The following is a 20,243-nucleotide window of genomic DNA, read 5'->3' on the forward strand; positions in this document are numbered from 1 at the left end:
GTAATCATTGAAACAGCACTGTACCCGCCGGTTGACGTGATCTATGGTGAGTTCTGCGATAAATGATAAATAAAGGAGCGCAACAATATGTTTAAACCTGGCGATCTGGTTCAACCGCGTATGGGCGGTCCAAAACTGAAGGTTGTTGAAGTCAATGACGATCAAATTGTGGCGGTACAAGCCAGTAATGAAAGCGGTGATAAATTCACGCTGAAAGCAGCTGATGTCACGCGATATACCGAAGAGGGTGATTTCGGCGTTTGCTGAAAATAAGCGGTGAGATCTCCTCACCGCCTTCGCAATTAGATCAAAAAGTCATCAAGAGATTTACCGGCCGCCAGCGCCTGGGCAATTGGCTTCGGTGTGCGACCTTGTCCGGTCCATGTTTTCGTTTCACCATTGAGATCGATAAAACGATATTTCGCCGGGCGCGGTTGACGTTTTTTAACTGAACGTGCCGTCGCAGGTGTTATGCTCAGCAGCTCCTCCGGGCTGATCCCGTCTGCCTGCATCTGTGCCAGCAAGGCATTAATTTTTGCCTGCTGTTCTGCACGTTGGCGCTGTAGCTGTTCTTCTTCATCGCGCCGTTCTTTGGTCACTACCCTGAATTTTTCAAGCATATCTTCGAGTACATCAACGGAAAATTCACGCGCCATTGCACGCAGCGAGCGGATATTATTTAAGTTTTTTAACATTGAACTCATATTAACAAAACCTCTTTAACGTAAAACATAAAAATGGTATTACGCTAAATATTGTATGCAACTGATTATTATAATTCCAGTCTAATTTATTCGTTTATCATTAAACAAATAGCCAACTCTGATATTTATAGCATCCATTCTGCTATCGCCCAGACAATATATTCTATTACCCTGATTGCAGCTTTGAATATACCTGCAAGGTATCTCAGCGCGTCACTTAAGAAACAAGCCACAGCATCTCGTGGAACCAACGAGTATACCTATTGCACATCAGTCAACATTCAGAAAAGGAGCGCAAAAAATTCAGAAAAACAAGCAACAATAACTCTTTGATCTAAAAAGACTTTAATTAACACAGCAACGAAAACACCAAAACGAACAAAAAACAAACCATTGCAGAGCATTTTATCGACAAAAAGACAATAAATAAAAATTTTCAGCTAGTTGCTAGTTATTATCCAGGCAGATATCCTATTAAAACGCGAAAGCAACAAGACAAATCACTAGCAGTTAAGGTATTCAAAACCTTTTTTCCCCTTTTTACAAGGAGCATTAACATGTTCTCTCCGCAGTCACGCTTGCGTCATGCAGTAGCAGACACGTTCGCGATGGTTGTTTATTGTTCTGTCGTGAACATGTTGATCGAAATATTCCTTTCTGGAATGAGCTTCGAACAGTCGCTGTATTCCAGATTAGTCGCTATCCCTGTCAACATACTGATCGCGTGGCCATACGGCATGTATCGTGATTTGTTCATGCGCGCGGCCCGTAAAGCCACGCAGGCAGGATGGGCAAAAAATCTGGCGGATGTGCTGGCTTATGTCACCTTCCAGTCGCCGGTGTATGTGATTATTCTACTGACGGTTGGCGCAGACTGGCATCAGATTACGGCTGCAGTAAGTTCGAACATCGTGGTGTCAATGCTGATGGGCGCTGTCTATGGCTACTTTCTTGATTATTGCCGCCGCTTGTTTAAGGTCAGCAGCTATCATCAGGCTAAAGCCTGACACGCTTCTTCGCGACTGGCACTGCCAGTCGCGTTATTAGTTAGAATTAACGTCGCCAAACAGCCCGCTCAGATAACGTTCAAGCGCAATACGCGAGCTAAAGCCGTGCGGAATACCATAATGCTCATGAGTCTCTCCGGCTAAATACAGCGGGAATTGCTGGTAATGATCGCAAGTTTTAATATCCGTTGCCGGTTCCGCCAGCGAAGAGCTACGCTCTTTTAACGTGGGATGGATAATTAATGCGGTACGCCCCATGCGAGCTTCACGATTAACATACACATAATTTTCGCCACGCCGATAGCCGTACGTTTTCTGCGTCACTACATCAACGGTAAAGCCCACTTTTTCAAGTACGCGCGCCACCTCATCAGGTCGTAAATACATATTATTTTCCTCGTTATCTTTTACTGCGGGCTTACCTTACCTGATTCAGCATTAGCAACGCTTTCAGAAAAGTCCATAAACGAGTGAACACGATGAGACGAATATCTTAAGTAACGTACAGATTTATGTCAGCGCCAACCTCAGTTGGTAGGCCGCCTGTTGCGCCATTTCCGCCGAGCTGATATTAGTAAATGACAGCAATATTCCCCCCTTTCCTTCTGACGTTATTCGCCAGCGGCTTAGCGCCTGAACCGCTAACCCGGCCTGATTCGCTTTGCGCACCAGCGCAGTATCATCTCCGTCTACACTCATCACCAGTTGAATCCCACCTTCCTGAGGAATGACGCTAAACCCTTGTTCGGTCAGGGCGTTTTCCATCCATTGTCGTCGTGCGGCATAATGCTGTCGCATACGTTTTAAGTGTCGCCAGAAGTGGCCGTCTCGCATGAAATCCGCCAGCGTTTGCTGCCATAGAACCGGGACGCTACAGGCCGTTAGCGCCGCTTGTTGGCGAAAGCGTTCAACCTGGGTCAGAGGCACCACCAGCCATGCCGTACGCAAAGCCGGAAACATCGATTTGCTGAACGTTCCGGCATAAATCACCCGCTGAGGCGCATCCAGACTTTTTAGCGGCGGCAACGGCTTACCGTGGTAACGAAATTCACTGTCATAGTCATCTTCGATTACCCACGCCTGCGCACGAGTCGCCCACTCCAGCAACTGGTGGCGACGGTCCAAAGACAGTGCTACCCCCAGAGGGCTTTGATGAGCGGGAGTGAGCAGTACAAAACGCGCCTGCGGGTAGTCGCGGATCCCGGCGCTGACATCCAGACCATCGGCATCCACCACTACCGGCATCAACTCAATGCGTTCCTGATCCACCACGGGCCGGATCAGCGGAAAACCGGGATCTTCGACCCACATTCCCTCACCGGGATGCGCCAGAGCGCGCAGGATTAACGTCATTGATGCCGCATAGCCTGAAGTGATAAAAATCTGCTCTGGCTGGCATTCAATGCTGCGTGAAACGCGCAGATAATCAACAATTGCCTGGCGTAACACCCGTTCGCCACATACATCGCCCACCGCCAGATCAAAACGCGTTTGGGTGCGTAAACGCCGTCCCATCACCCGTGCCCAGACTTCACGCGGAAAAAGATCGAGTGCGGGTAATCCCATCTGAAAAGGTTGCGGTCTGGGATTTTCTCCGGCGAAGATGGCAGTCGATGCAGGCGCCCTTTCTGGTCGCAGTTGCTCACTGACAAACGTTCCTGCCTGTCCACGCCGCGCGAGCCAGCCCTGCGCCACCAGCTCTGCATAGGCATTTTCCACCGTCGAGCGTGATACTCCCAGCTCCTGGGCCCAGGTCCTGCTGGAGGGCAATCTGGTACCGGGCTTGAGTTCACCTTTCTCAATTGCGTTTTTTAACTGACGGGCGATTTGCTGATAACGTGGCATTTATGGTCTGCTTTTTTGGCAACAATATGGCTCTCTGTTGCAGTCCATTATAGTGCTACATTGCAGGTCATCCAAACGAGGAGAAATACCATGACAATGTTACGCCAGCCCTATTACGAACTCAGTCCTGAAATCTATAACGCTCTGGTTCAGGCAAGCCAAGCGCTGGAAAACTGCGCGCTGGAACCTACGTTGACGGAGCTGATTTACCTGCGGGTCTCGCAAATCAACGGCTGCGCCTTTTGTCTGGAAATGCACAGTAAAGCACTGCGCAAATCCGGTGTTGCGCAGGCCAAACTGGACGCACTGGCAGGCTGGCGGGTGAGTCACCACTTCAGCGAACAGGAACGTGCGGCGCTGGCGTGGGCCGAATCGGTCACCCAGATTGCCACTACTCACGCCGAAGATGACGTTTATCTGCCGCTGCTAGACCATTTCAGCGCGAAAGAAATTAGCGACCTGACATTTGCCATTAGTCTGATGAACTGCTTTAACCGTCTGGCGGTGGGGATGCGCATGTGATTTTGCGCTGCCGGATGGCGGCATAAATGCCTTATCCGGCCTACGTTGTGCTCTCCTGTTGCCCGTAGGCCCGATAAGCTTAGCGCCATCGGGCAATTTATAACCACCCGTTAACCTTCCCCCGCCACGCTCATCACCTTGCTCATTATCAATCTAAAATTCCCATATCTTGTATGGTTGAATCTTTTTAAAACTACATCTAGTATCTTTCCTATCAGGACACACACAACCCGACGCCCTCTATCGCGCCGATCCTTTATTTTTAAATGGAAATACGAATCATGAGTATTATTATTTACACTCGCAATAACTGTGTTCAGTGCCACGCCACCAAACGGGCAATGGAAAGCCGTGGTTTTGACTTTGAGATGGTAAACGTCGATTTACAACCCGATTTGGCTGATAGCCTGCGCGATCAAGGGTTTCGCCAGCTACCGGTCGTGGTCGCGGGTGAAACCAGTTGGTCAGGGTTTCGCCCGGACATGATCAACCGTCTGCATCCGGAACACCGTGTGGCCAGCGCATGAATCAGCTCGTCTACTTCTCCAGCAGCTCCGAAAATACGCACCGCTTTATGCAGCGTCTGGGGCTGCCAGCCATCCGCATTCCGCTTAACGAACGCGAGCGGATCCGGGTAGACGAACCTTACATATTAATCGTGCCATCCTACGGCGGTGGCGGCACTGCTGGCGCGGTCCCAAGACAGGTGATCCGCTTTTTAAACGATACGCACAACCGGGCGTTAATCCGTGGAGTGATCGCCTCCGGCAATCGTAATTTCGGTGACGCCTACGGTCGCGCGGGTGATGTCATCTCACAAAAATGCGGCGTGCCGTGGCTCTATCGCTTTGAGCTGATGGGCACCCAAAGCGATATCGACAACGTTCGAAAAGGAGTGAGCGAATTTTGGCAACGACAACCGCAGAACGTGTAATGCAGCCAACGCTGGATTATCACGCCCTGAACGCCATGCTGAATCTGTACGATAAAGCCGGGCGCATTCAGTTCGACAAAGACCATCAGGCGGTGGAGGCTTTCTTTGCCGCCCACGTCCGCCCAAACTCGGTGGCGTTTGCCAGCCAGCAGGAGCGCCTGGAAACGTTGGTGGATGAAGGCTATTACGATGCCAGCGTGTTAGCCCGCTACGATCGCGCGTTCGTGCTGAAGCTATTCGACCACGCCCACGCCAGCGGATTCCGTTTCCAGACGTTCCTCGGCGCATGGAAGTTCTACACCAGCTATACGCTGAAAACGTTCGACGGTAAGCGCTATCTCGAAGACTTTGAGGATCGGGTCACGATGGTGGCGCTCACGCTGGCGCAGGAAGATGAAACGCTCGCCATGCAGCTGACCGATGAAATGCTCTCCGGGCGCTTTCAGCCCGCCACACCAACCTTTTTAAACTGCGGCAAACAGCAACGCGGTGAGCTGGTCTCCTGCTTCCTGTTACGCATTGAAGACAACATGGAGTCTATTGGTCGGGCGGTCAACTCCGCACTTCAGCTCTCCAAACGCGGCGGCGGCGTGGCATTTTTGCTCTCTAACCTGCGCGAAGCAGGTGCGCCGATTAAACGCATTGAGAACCAGTCCTCCGGCGTAATCCCGGTCATGAAAATGCTGGAAGATGCGTTTTCTTATGCCAATCAACTCGGCGCGCGTCAGGGTGCGGGCGCAGTGTACCTGCACGCACACCATCCGGATATTTTACGTTTTCTGGATACCAAACGTGAAAACGCCGACGAGAAAATCCGCATCAAAACCCTGTCGCTTGGCGTGGTGATCCCGGATATCACCTTTAAGCTGGCCAAAGAGAATGCCGACATGGCGCTGTTCTCACCCTATGACGTGGAACGCATTTACGGCAAAGCGTTCGGCGATATCGCCGTCAGTGAACGCTATGACGAACTGGTTGCCGACGAACGTGTGCGTAAAAAATACATTAACGCCCGCGATTTCTTCCAGCGGCTGGCCGAGATCCAGTTTGAGTCTGGCTATCCTTACATCATGTTTGAAGATACGGTGAATCGCGCCAATCCAATTGCCGGTCGGATCAATATGAGCAACCTGTGCTCGGAGATTTTGCAGGTTAACAGTGCCTCCACCTACGATGAAAATCTCAATTACGCGCAGACCGGGCACGATATTTCCTGCAATCTCGGCTCGTTGAACATTGCCCATACCATGGATTCACCCGATTTTGGTCGTACCGTGGAAACAGCGGTTCGTGGCTTAACCGCCGTTTCGGACATGAGCCATATCCGCAGCGTGCCCTCGATTGAGGCCGGAAACAGCGCGTCGCACGCGATTGGTCTTGGGCAGATGAATCTGCACGGGTATCTGGCGCGGGAAGGGATCGCCTACGGTTCGCCGGAAGGGCTGGATTTCACCAATCTCTATTTCTATACCATCACCTGGCATGCGCTGAATACGTCAATGAAGATCGCCCGCGAGCGCGGTCAAACCTTTGCCGGATTCAAACAGTCGCGCTACGCCAGCGGCGAATATTTTAACCAGTATCTGCAGGGCGACTGGCAGCCAAAAACCGACAAGGTTCGCACGCTGTTTGCCGCCAGCGGCATTACGCTGCCGACGTGCGAGATGTGGTCACAGCTGCGTGAAGATGTGATGCGCTACGGCATTTATAACCAGAATTTACAGGCGATTCCCCCCACTGGTTCTATCTCTTACATCAATCATGCCACGTCAAGCATTCACCCGATCGTGTCGAAAGTGGAGATTCGCAAAGAGGGCAAAACCGGGCGCGTTTACTACCCTGCCCCGTTTATGACCAATGAGAATTTGGCCTTGTATCAGGATGCCTACGAGATTGGTCCACAAAAAATCATTGATACCTACGCAGAAGCAACGCGCCATGTCGATCAGGGGCTTTCACTGACGCTCTTTTTCCCCGATACCGCCACCACGCGCGATATCAATAAAGCGCAGATTTACGCCTGGCGTAAGGGCATCAAATCCCTGTACTACATCCGACTACGCCAGCTGGCGCTGGAAGGCACCGAAATCGAAGGCTGCGTGTCATGCGCGCTGTAAGGAGGAGAAAATGACATTATCCCGCGTGAGCGCCATCAACTGGAACAAGATTGAGGATGATAAAGATCTTGAGGTATGGAACCGTCTGACCAGTAACTTCTGGCTCCCGGAAAAGGTCCCGCTCTCCAATGACATTCCGGCCTGGCAAACGTTGAACGCCGCCGAACAGCAGTTAACAATCCGCGTTTTTACCGGGCTGACGCTGCTCGACACCATTCAGAATGTTGCCGGAGCACCAGCGTTAATGGCTGATTCGTTAACGCCGCATGAAGAGGCAGTGCTGTCGAATATCAGCTTTATGGAGGCGGTGCACGCCCGTTCATACAGCTCAATATTCTCCACCCTTTGCCAGACCAAAGACGTGGATGCAGCCTACGCCTGGAGTGAAGAAAATACCCCACTCCAGCGCAAAGCGCAGATCGTTTTGACACATTACGCCAGCGACGAACCGTTGAAGAAAAAAATAGCCAGCGTGTTTCTGGAATCCTTCCTCTTCTATTCTGGCTTCTGGTTGCCAATGTATTTTTCCAGCCGCGGCAAATTGACCAATACCGCCGATCTCATTCGTCTGATCATTCGTGATGAAGCGGTTCATGGGTATTACATTGGTTATAAATATCAAAAAGGTCTGGAGCATATTTCCGAATCCGCACGCGAGGAGTTAAAGAATTTTGCCTTTGACCTGCTGATGGAATTGTATGATAACGAAGCGCGTTATACGGAAGAGTTGTATGCAGAAACCGGCTGGGTGGATGACGTCAAAGCCTTCCTTTGTTACAACGCCAATAAGGCATTAATGAATTTGGGATATGAGGCGCTATTTCCGCCTGAAATGGCGGAAGTTAACCCGGCAATCCTTGCCGCACTGTCGCCCAACGCTGATGAAAACCACGATTTCTTCTCGGGCTCCGGCTCATCTTATGTGATGGGAAAAGCGGTCGAAACCGAAGATGACGACTGGAATTTCTAGCGCTCATTTTCGCGGGAAATACCGTACATTTTTCGCGGAAATATTTTAACAGGATCACACTTTTGTCGTGCAAATATAATTGTGTGATCTACACTCAATATCAGCCGCATTATTCGCCTGCATTCCAGCAATTCAGGCGGTTTTTCATTGCCATTTACAAAAAATATTACCCCGTTCACATTCACGCTCAGCCCTTATATCACGGGAAGTCCCGCCACTTGGCCTTTGGCAATATTCATGCCACAACCAAATTCAGGGTTGTCTCAGATTCTCAGTATGTTAGGGTAGAAAAAGGTCACTATTTCCATCAGGTAATATATCGATATAAACAAATAACAGGAATCATTCTATTGCATGGCAATTAAATTAGAAGTTAAAAATCTCTATAAGATATTTGGAGAGCATCCCCAGAGAGCCTTCAAATATATTGAAAAAGGACTTTCAAAAGAGCAGATTCTGGATAAAACGGGGCTATCGCTTGGCGTTAAGAACGCCAGTCTGGCCATTGAAGAAGGCGAGATATTTGTCATCATGGGATTATCCGGTTCGGGTAAATCCACAATGGTACGCCTTCTCAATCGCCTGATTGAACCCACCCGCGGACAGGTATTGATTGACGGCGTAGACATCGCCCGGATATCCGATGCTGAGCTTCGCGAGGTGCGCAGAAAAAAGATTGCGATGGTGTTCCAGTCCTTTGCCCTGATGCCGCACATGACGGTTCTCGACAATACGGCATTCGGCATGGAATTAGCCGGCGTAGGTGCGGATGAACGTCGTGAAAAAGCGTTAGATGCGCTGCGCCAGGTTGGTCTGGAGAATTATGCTCACGGCTACCCGGATGAACTTTCCGGGGGGATGCGCCAGCGTGTAGGCCTCGCCCGCGCATTAGCCATTAACCCTGACATCTTATTAATGGATGAGGCCTTCTCAGCCCTCGATCCATTAATTCGTACTGAGATGCAGGATGAACTGGTAAAACTACAGGCGAAGCATCAACGCACCGTGGTCTTTATATCGCATGACCTCGACGAAGCCATGCGTATTGGCGACAGAATTGCCATTATGCAAAACGGTGAAGTGGTCCAGGTCGGCACGCCAGATGAAATCCTGAATAATCCGGCCAATGATTATGTACGCACCTTCTTCCGTGGCGTCGATATTAGCCAGGTCTTTAGCGCGAAAGATATTTCACGCCGTAGTCCCGAAGGTTTGATTCGTAAAAACCCCGGGGTGGGTCCACGTTCTGCGCTGCAATTATTGCAGGACAAAGATCGCGAATATGGTTACGTGATCGAACGCGGCAATAAATTCGTTGGCGTTGTCTCTATCGACTCATTAAAAACAGCGTTAAGTCAGGCGCAAGGTATTGAAGCGGCATTGATCGATGAGCCGTTAGCCGTAGATGCACAAACCCCTCTCAGCGAGTTGCTTTCTCATGTCGGTCAGGCCCCGTGCGCGGTGCCGGTTGTAGATGAGGAACAGCAGTATGTGGGCGTCATTTCAAAACGCATGCTGTTACAGGCTTTAGATCGTGAGGGGGTAAACAATGGCTGATCAAACTAATCCGTGGGACACCACACCAGCGGCCGATAGTGCCGCACAAAATGCTGATGCCTGGAGTACGCCATCAGGCACACCCACTGACGGTGGTGGTGCGGACTGGCTGACCAGCGCACCCGCGCCGGCACCAGAGCATTTCAATATTATGGATCCGTTCCATAAAACGCTGATCCCGCTGGACAGTTGGGTCACAGAGGGGATCGACTGGGTCGTTACCCATTTCCGTCCGGTCTTCCAGGGCATTCGTGTCCCGGTGGATTACATTCTCAACGGCTTTCAACAGCTGCTGTTAGGTATGCCAGCCCCGGTAGCGATTATCCTGTTCGCGCTGATTGCCTGGCAGATTTCCGGCGTGGGGATGGGCGTTGCTACGCTGATTTCCTTAATTGCCATCGGTGCCATCGGCGCGTGGTCGCAGGCCATGATAACCCTGGCGTTGGTGTTGACCGCGCTGCTGTTCTGCGTGGTGATCGGTCTGCCGATGGGGATCTGGTTGGCGCGCAGTCCACGGGCAGCAAAAATTGTTCGCCCGCTGCTGGACGCCATGCAAACCACACCCGCGTTTGTCTATCTGGTGCCGATTGTCATGCTGTTCGGTATTGGTAACGTCCCGGGCGTAGTGGTGACGATTATCTTCGCCCTGCCGCCAATCGTGCGTCTGACTATTCTGGGGATTAACCAGGTGCCAGCCGATCTGATTGAAGCTTCGCGCTCGTTTGGTGCCAGCCCGCGTCAGATGCTGTTTAAAGTGCAGCTCCCGCTGGCAATGCCCACCATTATGGCCGGGGTTAACCAGACGCTGATGCTGGCGCTCTCAATGGTCGTCATCGCGTCGATGATTGCCGTCGGCGGATTGGGTCAGATGGTTCTGCGTGGAATCGGTCGTCTGGATATGGGGCTTGCCACCGTCGGCGGAGTTGGGATTGTGATCCTCGCCATCATTCTCGACCGCCTGACGCAGGCCGTTGGTCGCGACTCACGTAGTCGTGGCAACCGTCGCTGGTACACCACCGGTCCCGTTGGGCTTATCACTCGCCCATTCACGAAGTAATACACCCGTTGCCCGGTAGCGCTGTGCTTACCGGGCTTACAATTCATTAGCTTACACAAAATCATTCAAGTTGCATCGCGGCGGCAAACGAATGTATCTCCAGGAGCGTACAAGTAGTACGTGACTGGAGTGCATGAGTGCAGCCAACAAAGAGGCAGCTTGAAGGATGAAGTGTAATAAGGAACAACGATGCGACAGAAAGTTATTATTGCCACAGCGTTTGCCACCCTTGTCTCCACCAGCACTTTCGCTGCCGACCTGCCGGGCAAAGGCATCACCGTACAGCCAATCCAGAGTACGATCTCTGAAGAATCCTTCCAGACGCAGTTAGTCGCCCGTGCGCTGGAGAAACTGGGTTACACCGTTAACAAAACCAGCGAAGTTGACTACAACGTCGGCTATACCTCCATTGCCTCTGGCGATGCAACTTTTACCGCCGTGAACTGGCAGCCGCTGCATGATGATATGTACGCCGCGGCGGGCGGAGACAAAAAGTTTTATCGCGAGGGGGTATTCGTTACGGGTGCCGCACAGGGTTATCTGATCGACAAGAAAACCGCTGAGCAGTACAAAATCACCAATATCGCCCAGTTAAAAGATCCGAAGATCGCCAAAATCTTTGACACCAACGGTGACGGAAAAGCCGATATGATGGGCTGTTCACCGGGCTGGGGTTGTGAAGCAGTCATCAACCACCAGAACAAAGCTTTCGATCTGGAAAAAACCGTCGAGGTCAGCCACGGTAACTATGCGGCGATGATGGCCGACACCATTACCCGCTTCAAAGAAGGTAAACCCATTCTTTACTACACCTGGACACCGTACTGGGTGAGCGACGTAATGAAACCAGGTAAAGATGTGGTCTGGCTGCAGGTGCCGTTCTCTTCCCTGCCAGGCGAGCAGAAAGATATTGATACCAAACTGCCAAACGGTGCCAACTACGGCTTCCCGGTGAACACTATGCATATTGTCGCCAATAAAGCCTGGGCGGAGAAAAACCCGGCTGCGGCGAAACTGTTTGCCATCATGAAACTGCCGCTGGCGGATATCAACGCGCAGAACGCAATGATGCACGACGGGAAAGCGTCTGAAGCCGACGTACAGGGTCACGTTGACGGCTGGATCAAAGCCCACCAGCAGCAGTTTGACGGCTGGGTGAACGAAGCGCTGGCCGCGCAGAAATAATCCACTCACAGGCCTGATGAGTGTAGCGCCATCAGGCAAGTAACCGCATAAATGCCGGATGGTGGCCGATGCACCTAATCCGGCCTATCCTCCCTCCCCCAATCGCACAATCCATCACTCAACAAATCAGCAACATTTAATCACTTCCGTTATGATTGTTTTCTGCAACCCATTATTCAGTTGAAAACCATGACGAAAACCACTCAGGGACTTAGCCCTTCGCTGATCCTGTTAATGTCTATCGCCACCGGCCTCGCCGTCGCCAGTAACTATTATGCGCAGCCGCTGCTCGACACCATCGCGCGCAACTTTTCGCTATCTGCCAGTACTGCAGGGTTTATCGTCACTGCGGCCCAGCTCGGCTACGCTGCCGGCCTGCTGTTCTTAGTGCCGCTCGGCGATATGTTTGAACGTCGGATGCTGATTGTCTCCATGACGTTGCTCGCGGCTGGCGGCATGCTGATCACCGCCAGCAGCCAGTCGCTGGGTATGCTGATTCTCGGCACCGCTCTGACCGGGTTGTTCTCGGTAGTGGCACAGATTTTGGTTCCGCTGGCGGCAACGCTTGCCACACCGGACAAGCGGGGGAAGGTTGTCGGCACGATTATGAGCGGCCTGCTGCTGGGTATTCTGCTGGCGCGCACCGTGGCGGGATTACTGGCGAATCTTGGCGGCTGGCGCACCGTATTTTGGGTCGCATCAGTATTAATGGCGCTGATGTCGGTTGCGCTGTGGCGCGGCCTGCCGAAGATGAAATCCGATACTCATCTTAACTATCCTCAGCTGTTAGGCTCGGTATTCAGCCTGTTTATTCACGATAAATTGCTGCGTACCCGCGCGATGCTGGGCTGCCTGACTTTTGCCAATTTCAGTATTCTGTGGACCTCAATGGCGTTTTTGCTCGCCGCGCCGCCGTTTAACTATTCGGAAGGAATGATTGGTCTGTTCGGTCTGGCGGGTGCCGCAGGGGCGTTAGGCGCACGTCCTGCGGGCGGTTTTGCCGATAAAGGTAAATCCCACCTGACCACAACCATGGGGCTGCTCTTACTGCTGCTCTCCTGGCTTGCTATTTGGTTTGGGCACACTTCAGTCCCCATGCTGATTATCGGTATTCTGGTGTTGGACCTCACCGTTCAGGGAGTACACATCACCAACCAGACGGTTATCTATCGCATTCATCCGGATGCGCGTAATCGCCTGACCGCCGGATACATGACCAGCTATTTTATTGGCGGAGCGGCAGGTTCGCTAATTTCAGCCTCTGCCTGGCAGCATGCCGGGTGGGCTGGCGTTTGTCTGGCGGGTACGACCGTTGCCGTACTCAACCTGGTGGTCTGGTGGCGAGGTTTTCACCGTCAGGAAGCCGTAAATTAAGCGTATAGCGCATGTTTACCGCTGATTGGGCTCCACAGGGTGTTAAGGAGCCCATCAGTCTGCTAAGGTTATAACTCATTGAACCAAGTTATATTAATTTCGGTAATGAAACCTATAACCCTATGGAAAGCCCTGTACCCCAGTCTGAATCCTGTTCGGCAACGTTAACGGAAGGATTCAAAGACAGCCTGCCAATAGTCATCAGCTATATTCCGGTCGCTTTTGCATTTGGTCTCAATGCCACTCGCCTTGGCTTTACGCCGGTTGAAAGCGTCTTTTTCTCCTGCATTATCTATGCGGGAGCCAGCCAGTTTGTCATTACCACCATGTTCGCTGCGGGCAGTTCGCTGTGGGTCGCCGCCCTTACCGTCATGGCCATGGATGTCCGCCATGTTTTGTACGGCCCTTCCCTGCGCAGCCGAATAGCCCAGCGACTGAGTAAACCCAAAAGTGCACTCTGGGCTTTTGGCCTTACCGATGAAGTCTTTGCCGCTGCAACGGCAAAACTGGTCCGGGATAATCGGCGCTGGAGTGAAAACTGGATGATCGGCATCGCACTGTGCTCCTGGGCCTCCTGGGTGTTTGGTACGGTGATCGGCGCGTTTTCCGGCAGTGGTTTACTCAAGGATTACCCGGCGGTTGAAGCGGCACTGGGATTCATGCTCCCGGCGCTGTTTATGAGCTTCCTGCTCGCGTCATTCCAACGTAAACAAGCGCTCTGCGTGACTGCCTCCCTGGCCGGGGCGCTGGCTGGCGTCATGCTGTTTTCCATACCTGCCGCTATCCTTGCAGGTATTGTCTGTGGATGCCTGACGGCGCTCATCCAGTCATTTTGGCAGGGAGGTCCTGATGAGCTATGAGGTTCTGCTACTTGGCCTGTTGGTCGGCTGCGTTAATTACTGTTTTCGTTATTTGCCGCTCCGTCTTGGGGTAGGCAATGTTCGCCCGACGAAGCGCGGCGCGACGGGCATACTACTCGACACTATTGGCATTGCATCTATTTGCGCCCTGCTGGTGGTGTCTACCGCACCAGAAGTTATGCACGACGCTCGTCGGTTCGTGCCTACGCTGGTGGGGTTTGTCATACTGGGCGCAAGCTTCTATAAGACCCGCAGCATCATCATTCCAACGTTACTGAGTGCTCTGGGCTATGGATTAGCCTGGAAAATGCTTGTTGGCTTATAGATAAAAACAATCATTTTAAAGAAATAATACATTTACTTTATTTGTCACTGTCGTTACTATATCGGCTGAAATTAATGAGGTTATACCCAAATGGATAGTTCGTTTACGCCCATTGAACAAATGCTAAAATTTCGCGCCAGCCGCTACGAAGAGTTCCCTTATCAGGAAGTGCTTCTGACTCGCCTCTGTATGCACATGCAGGGTAAGTTGCTGGAAAACCGCAATAAGATGCTGAAAGCTCAAGGGATTAACGAGACATTGTTTATGGCGTTGATTACGCTGGAGTCTCAGGAAAACCACAGTATTCAGCCTTCTGAACTGAGTTGCGCGCTTGGCTCGTCACGCACTAACGCTACCCGCATTGCGGATGAGTTAGAAAAACGTGGCTGGATCGAACGTCGTGAAAGCGATAACGATCGCCGCTGTCTGCATCTGCAATTGACCGAGAAAGGCCATGCTTTTTTGCAAGAGGTGTTACCGCCTCAGCATAACTGCCTGCATCAGCTCTGGTCGTCTCTTAGCACCACCGAAAAAGATCAGCTTGAGCAAATTACCCGTAAACTTCTGACCCGTCTTGATCAGATGGAGCAGGATGGCGCGGTGTTAGAAGCGCTGCGCTAACGCGCTGACTCGCTCAGAAATCCAGATTTATAAATGAAAAAACCGACAGGCCAGCACGCATACTGCTGGCCTGTCTGATAAACAGGTCGGCTCAGCCGATGTGAAAAAAATAAGATCGTGGAGAACAACATGAGCGCAAATGCGGAGACTCAAACCCCGCAGCAACCGGTCAAGAAGAATGGCAAACGTAAAAGTATGCTACTCCTTCTGACCTTGCTCTTTATTATCATTGCCGTGGCATATGGGATTTATTGGTTTTTAGTACTTCGTCATGTCGAAGAGACAGACGATGCGTACGTGGCAGGGAACCAGGTTCAAATCATGGCTCAGGTATCAGGCAGCGTGACGAAAGTCTGGGCTGATAACACTGACTTTGTAAAACAAGGCGATGTGCTGGTCACCCTCGACCAGACAGACGCAAAGCAGGCATTTGAAAAAGCCAAAACTGCGCTGGCTTCCAGCGTGCGTCAGACGCACCAGTTGATGATCAACAGCAAGCAGTTACAGGCAAGTATTGAAGTGCAGAAAACCGCACTGGCGCAGGCACAAAGCGACTTTAATCGCCGAGTTCCGCTGGGCAATGCCAACCTGATTGGCCGCGAAGAGCTGCAACACGCTCGTGATGCCGTCGCCAGCGCTCAGGCCCAGCTTGATGTCGCGATCCAACAATATAATGCTAACCAGGCGATGATTCTGGGCAGCAAGCTGGAAGATCAGCCCGCTGTGCAACAGGCTGCCACCGAAGTGCGCAATGCCTGGCTGGCGCTGGAACGTACCAGAATTGTCAGCCCAATGACCGGTTATGTATCCCGTCGCGCCGTACAGCCTGGTGCGCAAATTAGCCCAACCACGCCGCTGATGGCGGTTGTTCCGGCCACTAACCTGTGGGTAGATGCCAACTTCAAAGAAACACAGCTCGCGCACATGCGTATCGGCCAACCGGCGACCGTTATCAGCGATATTTACGGCGATGACGTAAAATATACCGGTAAAGTTGTCGGTCTCGATATGGGTACGGGCAGCGCCTTCTCCCTGCTGCCGGCGCAAAACGCAACCGGCAACTGGATCAAAGTCGTCCAGCGTCTGCCGGTACGTATCGAACTGGATGCGCAGCAACTGGCACAGCATCCATTACGTATTGGTTTGTCTACGCTGGTTACGGTAGATACCTCAAATCGTGACGGACAAATTCTGGCAAGCCAGGTTCGTACCACGCCGGTATCAGAAAGTAATGCACGTGAAATCAACCTTGCTCCGGTCAATAAGATGATCGAAGAGATCGTGCGGGCCAACGCGGGTTAATTCAAAGGTGCGTGTGATGCAACAGCAAAAACCGCTGGAAGGCGCGCAGCTCGTCATTATGACGATCGCGCTGTCCCTGGCGACATTCATGCAGGTGCTGGACTCCACCATTGCTAACGTGGCGATCCCCACTATCGCCGGGAACCTCGGCTCTTCACTGAGCCAGGGGACCTGGGTGATCACCTCATTCGGGGTGGCGAACGCTATCTCTATTCCGATCACCGGCTGGCTGGCAAAACGCTTTGGCGAAGTAAGACTCTTTATGTGGTCAACTATCGCCTTCGTCATTGCGTCATGGGCATGCGGGATGTCCACCAGCCTGAACATGCTGATTTTCTTCCGCGTAATCCAGGGTATTGTCGCCGGTCCATTAATTCCGCTGTCACAGAGCCTGTTGCTGAATAACTATCCACCCGCCAAGCGTTCCATCGCCCTCGCGCTATGGTCGATGACGGTGATTGTTGCCCCGATATGTGGTCCTATTCTTGGGGGCTATATCAGCGACAACTATCACTGGGGCTGGATATTTTTTATCAACGTGCCTATCGGGGCTGTGGTGGTATTGATGACACTGCAAACCCTGCGCGGTCGGGAAACCAAAACCGAGCAGCGGCGCATTGACGCCATTGGTCTGGCACTGCTGGTCATCGGTATCGGCAGTTTGCAGATTATGCTCGACCGCGGCAAAGAGCTGGACTGGTTCGCCTCGCAGGAGATTATCATCCTGACTGTGGTCGCCGTGGTTGCTATCAGCTTCCTGATCGTCTGGGAGCTTACCGACGAGCACCCCATTGTCGATCTCTCGCTGTTTAAGTCGCGCAACTTTACCATCGGCTGCCTGTGTATCAGCCTGGCCTATATGCTTTACTTCGGCGCAATCGTCCTGCTGCCGCAGCTGTTGCAGGAGGTATACGGCTATACAGCAACCTGGGCTGGTCTGGCGTCAGCGCCGGTTGGGGTGATTCCGGTGATCCTGTCTCCGATTATCGGCCGCTTCGCGCACAAGCTGGATATGCGTCGGCTGGTAACGTTCAGTTTTATTATGTACGCCGTCTGTTTCTACTGGCGTGCGTGGACGTTCGAGCCAGGTATGGACTTTGGCGCATCGGCCTGGCCGCAGTTTATTCAGGGGTTCGCGGTAGCCTGCTTCTTTATGCCACTAACCACCATTACGCTGTCCGGCTTACCACCAGAGCGTCTGGCGGCGGCATCCAGCTTGTCGAACTTTACGCGAACGCTGGCAGGTTCCATTGGCACATCGATTACGACGACAATGTGGACAAATCGAGAGTCGCTGCACCATGCTCAGCTAACGGAATCTGTTAACCCCTACAACCCAAATGCACAGGCTATGTACGATAAGCTGCAGGATTTAGGGATGACGCACCAGCAGGCTTCAGGTTGGATAGCTCAGCAGATCACTAATCAGGGGCTGATTATTTCCGCTAACGAAATCTTCTGGATGTCGGCGGGGATCTTCCTGGTCCTGCTTGGCCTGGTGTGGTTCGCCAAACCGCCCTTCGGTGCGGGCGGCGGTGGTGGTGGCGCACACTAACTATCTGATAAAAGGGATCTGCGGATCCCTTTTTTATTAGACCTACAATCAGAAGTAATATTTGAATCTCAGACGCCCGCCGTAACGCGCATCTTCGCTGTTATCACCATTATTCGGATTGGCCTCTACCCATGAAGCATAGGCACCGAGGTAGATGTTAAAGTTTTTCATATCCATCACATTGGGGAATAAATATGAGGCATGAATAGTGTGAATGTCATAATTGCCGGGATCGGTGATCCAGCAATCGTCCTCACAAACGGCATCGATATTGGTAGCATTGAAAGCTTCGATTTTGTTATGCGCATAGATATAACCCAGTTCAAATCGATGCCACAACGCATTCACCCCAGCGGTAAAATCTGTCTCATCGGTCGCATCCATATAGGCGGTATTCAGGTTAATCACTGCGCCATCTTCCGGGTCCGTTTTTTGACCATTCCAGGTCATGGTAAAACCATAGCCCGTACGATCTGACTGATCGATCCACGTCCCATTTTGGTAATAGCCGTAGGCGTTGTTAACGACGTTACTTTCCATCGCTATCGCCGTTGAAAAACGCCCGTTTTGCCAGGCGATAACCGGACGGACGTAAGCCACGTTTTTATCGTTGGTTAAATCCATTCCGTGGTACTGCTTCTCGGTATATAACGTACTGCCATTTTCCAGCAATGTGTTAACTTCGAAATACCAGTTGTCGATGGTTTTGCTCAGCAGGAAGTTCCCCCCGCTGTCGCTACGTCCCCGTCCTTCTTTCATCATATAGATATAGCCGTAACCGTCACTGTAGAGATCGTTCGCTGTATTCCCCGAATATTCAACAAACGTATCCTGATTCAGCGGGAACATATCGTAGGCTTCAAAACGACCAACCTTAATTTTCCAGTCATTCTCACGACCAAAGAAGAAAACGGCATCATCGAGGTTCATTTTTCCGGTCAGGTCCGCCAGAGGCTGTACCGAGAACCCTGCAAAATTACCGTTGTCCCGCCGCTGGTAGCCATCAAAGCCCAGCAACAGGCGTCCGTTAATATCCCAGCGTTCATTGGTTCCTGGTGCCCAATCTTTATTCGCTGATGTTCTCATCGATGTCAGGCTACCGGAACGGCTTGCCGCATCCATATTAAATTCGACATCGCCATAGAACTTAATATCGCTGAAGCCGGATAATGTCAGCTTAGGCGGAGTTTCACCTGCTGCAATCGGCTCGGCAGACTGGACATTCACCGTCGGCGTAGCGGCGACCTGCTGCTGCTTCAGCGAGCGAATTTGCGCCTCAGCATCGGATGCCCGTTTTTCGGCATTAACAACACGTTGCTCCAGTTCAGCCAGACGCTGCTCAATAGTGATATTATTTGCTGCCCAAAGGTTATGAGAAAAGCAAGCACCGATCATCAGCGCCAAATATTTAGCCTTCATTTTCATCCCTAAAGTTTAATGTATACCAGATAAGATTTGATAAAAACCCTATCTACCGGCTATTAAAAGAGTCTTGTTATTACCCGGATATCTGGCGTATTCCATTATGTTTTTCTATTAATTATTTATGTTTTTTAGTTTATGTGATCAATACACTCTGGCATCGTTAATTACCCCCCTCTTTCTGCTTGCCAGATCACATTTTATTATTTAACAGGTCAGGCATCATTTAAATTAAAATATATTCTCGCCGCAAATATAATAAACGCACATTATATTAAGCAATAAAAAACCCCGGACATAAACCGGGGTTAATTTAAATACTGGAACAGCTAATCAATAAGACTAAATATGCAGCTCCTGCAGTTTCTCTTTCGGTAGCGCCAGCTCTTCATTGCTGTTCACGCGTACATCACGCTCCAGAATATGACGCGCGATATCCTGTGCTTCGCTAAGAGAGTGCATCTGATACGTACCGCACTGGTAAACGTTCAGCTCCGGGATCTGGTTCTGATCCTGTACTTTCAGCACGTCCGCCATTGCCGCTTTCCACGCGTCGGCTACACGCTGTTCGTCCGGCGTACCAATCAGGCTCATGTAGAAGCCGGTACGGCATCCCATCGGAGAGATATCAATAATCTCAACGCCGTTACCGTTAAGGTGGTTACGCATAAAACCTGCAAACAGGTGTTCCAGCGTATGGATACCTTTCTCAGGCATCACTTCTTTGTTCGGAATGCAGAAACGCAGATCAAACACGGTGATTGCGTCGCCATGCGGGGTGTTCATCGTTTTTGCAACCCGGACCGCGGGAGCTTCCATCCGGGTGTGATCGACAGTAAAACTATCTAACAACGGCATTTAGCCACCTCCGATAAATTTTTTAAAA

The 20,243-nt window shown here is 51.4% G+C and carries 21 protein-coding genes; 16 read left to right on the top strand and 5 right to left on the bottom strand.

The features are described from left to right. The first annotated feature begins 87 nt into the window (after positions 1-87). Positions 88-267, top strand: a complete 180-nt coding sequence (locus tag OGX86_RS19170; RefSeq protein WP_003825999.1) for a GDFGVC terminal motif YodC-like protein — start codon at positions 88-90, stop codon at positions 265-267. Between the two features lie 35 nt (positions 268-302). On the opposite strand, the gene stpA is transcribed toward OGX86_RS19170, so the two are convergent. Next, complete coding sequence (gene stpA, locus OGX86_RS19175) at positions 303-704, bottom strand: DNA-binding protein StpA (RefSeq protein ID WP_008785604.1); 402 nt, start codon at positions 702-704, stop codon at positions 303-305. Positions 705-1,261: 557 nt separating this feature from the next. Between stpA and alaE the strand changes: the two genes are divergently transcribed. Continuing rightward, complete coding sequence (alaE, locus tag OGX86_RS19180) at positions 1,262-1,711, top strand: L-alanine exporter AlaE (protein WP_003037259.1); 450 nt, start codon at positions 1,262-1,264, stop codon at positions 1,709-1,711. Positions 1,712-1,747: 36 nt separating this feature from the next. On the opposite strand, the gene OGX86_RS19185 is transcribed toward alaE, so the two are convergent. Both OGX86_RS19185 and pdxR read right to left on the bottom strand, forming a co-directional pair. Further along, the gene (locus OGX86_RS19185; protein WP_003037262.1) at positions 1,748-2,098 is read right to left on the bottom strand and encodes a DUF2002 family protein; all 351 of its coding nucleotides are present in this window, start codon (positions 2,096-2,098) and stop codon (positions 1,748-1,750) included. Between the two features lie 123 nt (positions 2,099-2,221). Next, positions 2,222-3,556: a MocR-like pyridoxine biosynthesis transcription factor PdxR gene (gene pdxR, locus OGX86_RS19190; RefSeq protein ID WP_286640417.1), complete on the bottom strand. Its 1,335-nt coding sequence runs from the start codon at positions 3,554-3,556 to the stop codon at positions 2,222-2,224. Between the two features lie 90 nt (positions 3,557-3,646). On the opposite strand from pdxR, the gene OGX86_RS19195 reads away from it, so the two are divergent. The 14 genes from OGX86_RS19195 (at position 3,647) to emrB (ending at position 17,935) form a co-directional block, all read left to right on the top strand. Then, the gene (locus OGX86_RS19195) at positions 3,647-4,078 is read left to right on the top strand and encodes a carboxymuconolactone decarboxylase family protein (protein ID WP_003825991.1); all 432 of its coding nucleotides are present in this window, start codon (positions 3,647-3,649) and stop codon (positions 4,076-4,078) included. Positions 4,079-4,359: 281 nt separating this feature from the next. Continuing rightward, the gene (gene nrdH / locus OGX86_RS19200) at positions 4,360-4,605 is read left to right on the top strand and encodes a glutaredoxin-like protein NrdH (RefSeq protein ID WP_032944700.1); all 246 of its coding nucleotides are present in this window, start codon (positions 4,360-4,362) and stop codon (positions 4,603-4,605) included. Continuing rightward, the gene (gene nrdI / locus OGX86_RS19205) at positions 4,602-5,012 is read left to right on the top strand and encodes a class Ib ribonucleoside-diphosphate reductase assembly flavoprotein NrdI (protein ID WP_103014808.1); all 411 of its coding nucleotides are present in this window, start codon (positions 4,602-4,604) and stop codon (positions 5,010-5,012) included. Before nrdH ends, nrdI begins: the two co-directional genes overlap by 4 nt. After that, entirely contained in the window at positions 4,985-7,129 is a 2,145-nt protein-coding gene (gene nrdE, locus OGX86_RS19210) for a class 1b ribonucleoside-diphosphate reductase subunit alpha (RefSeq protein WP_286640421.1), read from the top strand. The genes nrdI and nrdE overlap by 28 nt, the downstream gene beginning before the upstream one ends. A gap of 10 nt (positions 7,130-7,139) precedes the next feature. After that, positions 7,140-8,099 (top strand): class 1b ribonucleoside-diphosphate reductase subunit beta, encoded by a 960-nt coding sequence (nrdF, locus tag OGX86_RS19215; RefSeq protein WP_048215699.1) that lies wholly within the window; start codon positions 7,140-7,142, stop codon positions 8,097-8,099. Between the two features lie 354 nt (positions 8,100-8,453). Continuing rightward, complete coding sequence (proV, locus tag OGX86_RS19220) at positions 8,454-9,656, top strand: glycine betaine/L-proline ABC transporter ATP-binding protein ProV (protein WP_003825980.1); 1,203 nt, start codon at positions 8,454-8,456, stop codon at positions 9,654-9,656. Then, entirely contained in the window at positions 9,649-10,713 is a 1,065-nt protein-coding gene (gene proW, locus OGX86_RS19225) for a glycine betaine/L-proline ABC transporter permease ProW (protein WP_286640423.1), read from the top strand. The genes proV and proW overlap by 8 nt, the downstream gene beginning before the upstream one ends. 189 nt (positions 10,714-10,902) lie before the next feature. Beyond that, positions 10,903-11,898 (top strand): glycine betaine/L-proline ABC transporter substrate-binding protein ProX, encoded by a 996-nt coding sequence (gene proX / locus OGX86_RS19230; RefSeq protein ID WP_003825976.1) that lies wholly within the window; start codon positions 10,903-10,905, stop codon positions 11,896-11,898. Between the two features lie 189 nt (positions 11,899-12,087). Next, positions 12,088-13,272, top strand: coding sequence for an MFS transporter (locus OGX86_RS19235; RefSeq protein ID WP_057067663.1), 1,185 nt, complete (start codon positions 12,088-12,090; stop codon positions 13,270-13,272). A gap of 122 nt (positions 13,273-13,394) precedes the next feature. Continuing rightward, positions 13,395-14,132, top strand: a complete 738-nt coding sequence (locus OGX86_RS19240) for an AzlC family ABC transporter permease (protein ID WP_286640426.1) — start codon at positions 13,395-13,397, stop codon at positions 14,130-14,132. Next, the gene (ygaH, locus tag OGX86_RS19245) at positions 14,122-14,457 is read left to right on the top strand and encodes an L-valine transporter subunit YgaH (protein WP_003825969.1); all 336 of its coding nucleotides are present in this window, start codon (positions 14,122-14,124) and stop codon (positions 14,455-14,457) included. The genes OGX86_RS19240 and ygaH overlap by 11 nt, the downstream gene beginning before the upstream one ends. A 90-nt stretch (positions 14,458-14,547) precedes the next feature. Continuing rightward, positions 14,548-15,078, top strand: a complete 531-nt coding sequence (gene emrR, locus OGX86_RS19250) for a multidrug efflux transporter EmrAB transcriptional repressor EmrR (RefSeq protein WP_003037300.1) — start codon at positions 14,548-14,550, stop codon at positions 15,076-15,078. 129 nt (positions 15,079-15,207) lie between these two features. After that, positions 15,208-16,380 (top strand): multidrug efflux MFS transporter periplasmic adaptor subunit EmrA, encoded by a 1,173-nt coding sequence (gene emrA, locus OGX86_RS19255; protein WP_003825968.1) that lies wholly within the window; start codon positions 15,208-15,210, stop codon positions 16,378-16,380. A 16-nt stretch (positions 16,381-16,396) separates the two neighbouring features. Continuing rightward, on the top strand, positions 16,397-17,935 hold the full coding sequence (gene emrB, locus OGX86_RS19260) for a multidrug efflux MFS transporter permease subunit EmrB (protein WP_003825966.1): 1,539 nt from the start codon (positions 16,397-16,399) through the stop codon (positions 17,933-17,935). Between the two features lie 48 nt (positions 17,936-17,983). Here emrB and OGX86_RS19265 read toward each other — a convergent pair whose 3' ends face one another. Continuing rightward, positions 17,984-19,354: a carbohydrate porin gene (locus tag OGX86_RS19265; RefSeq protein WP_103286015.1), complete on the bottom strand. Its 1,371-nt coding sequence runs from the start codon at positions 19,352-19,354 to the stop codon at positions 17,984-17,986. Positions 19,355-19,699: 345 nt separating this feature from the next. After that, positions 19,700-20,215 (bottom strand): S-ribosylhomocysteine lyase, encoded by a 516-nt coding sequence (gene luxS, locus OGX86_RS19270; protein WP_003037312.1) that lies wholly within the window; start codon positions 20,213-20,215, stop codon positions 19,700-19,702. Positions 20,216-20,243 lie beyond the last annotated feature (28 nt).

The organism is Citrobacter sp. Cpo040 (genome assembly GCF_030332915.1).
Classification (GTDB): Bacteria; Pseudomonadota; Gammaproteobacteria; order Enterobacterales; family Enterobacteriaceae; genus Citrobacter; species Citrobacter portucalensis.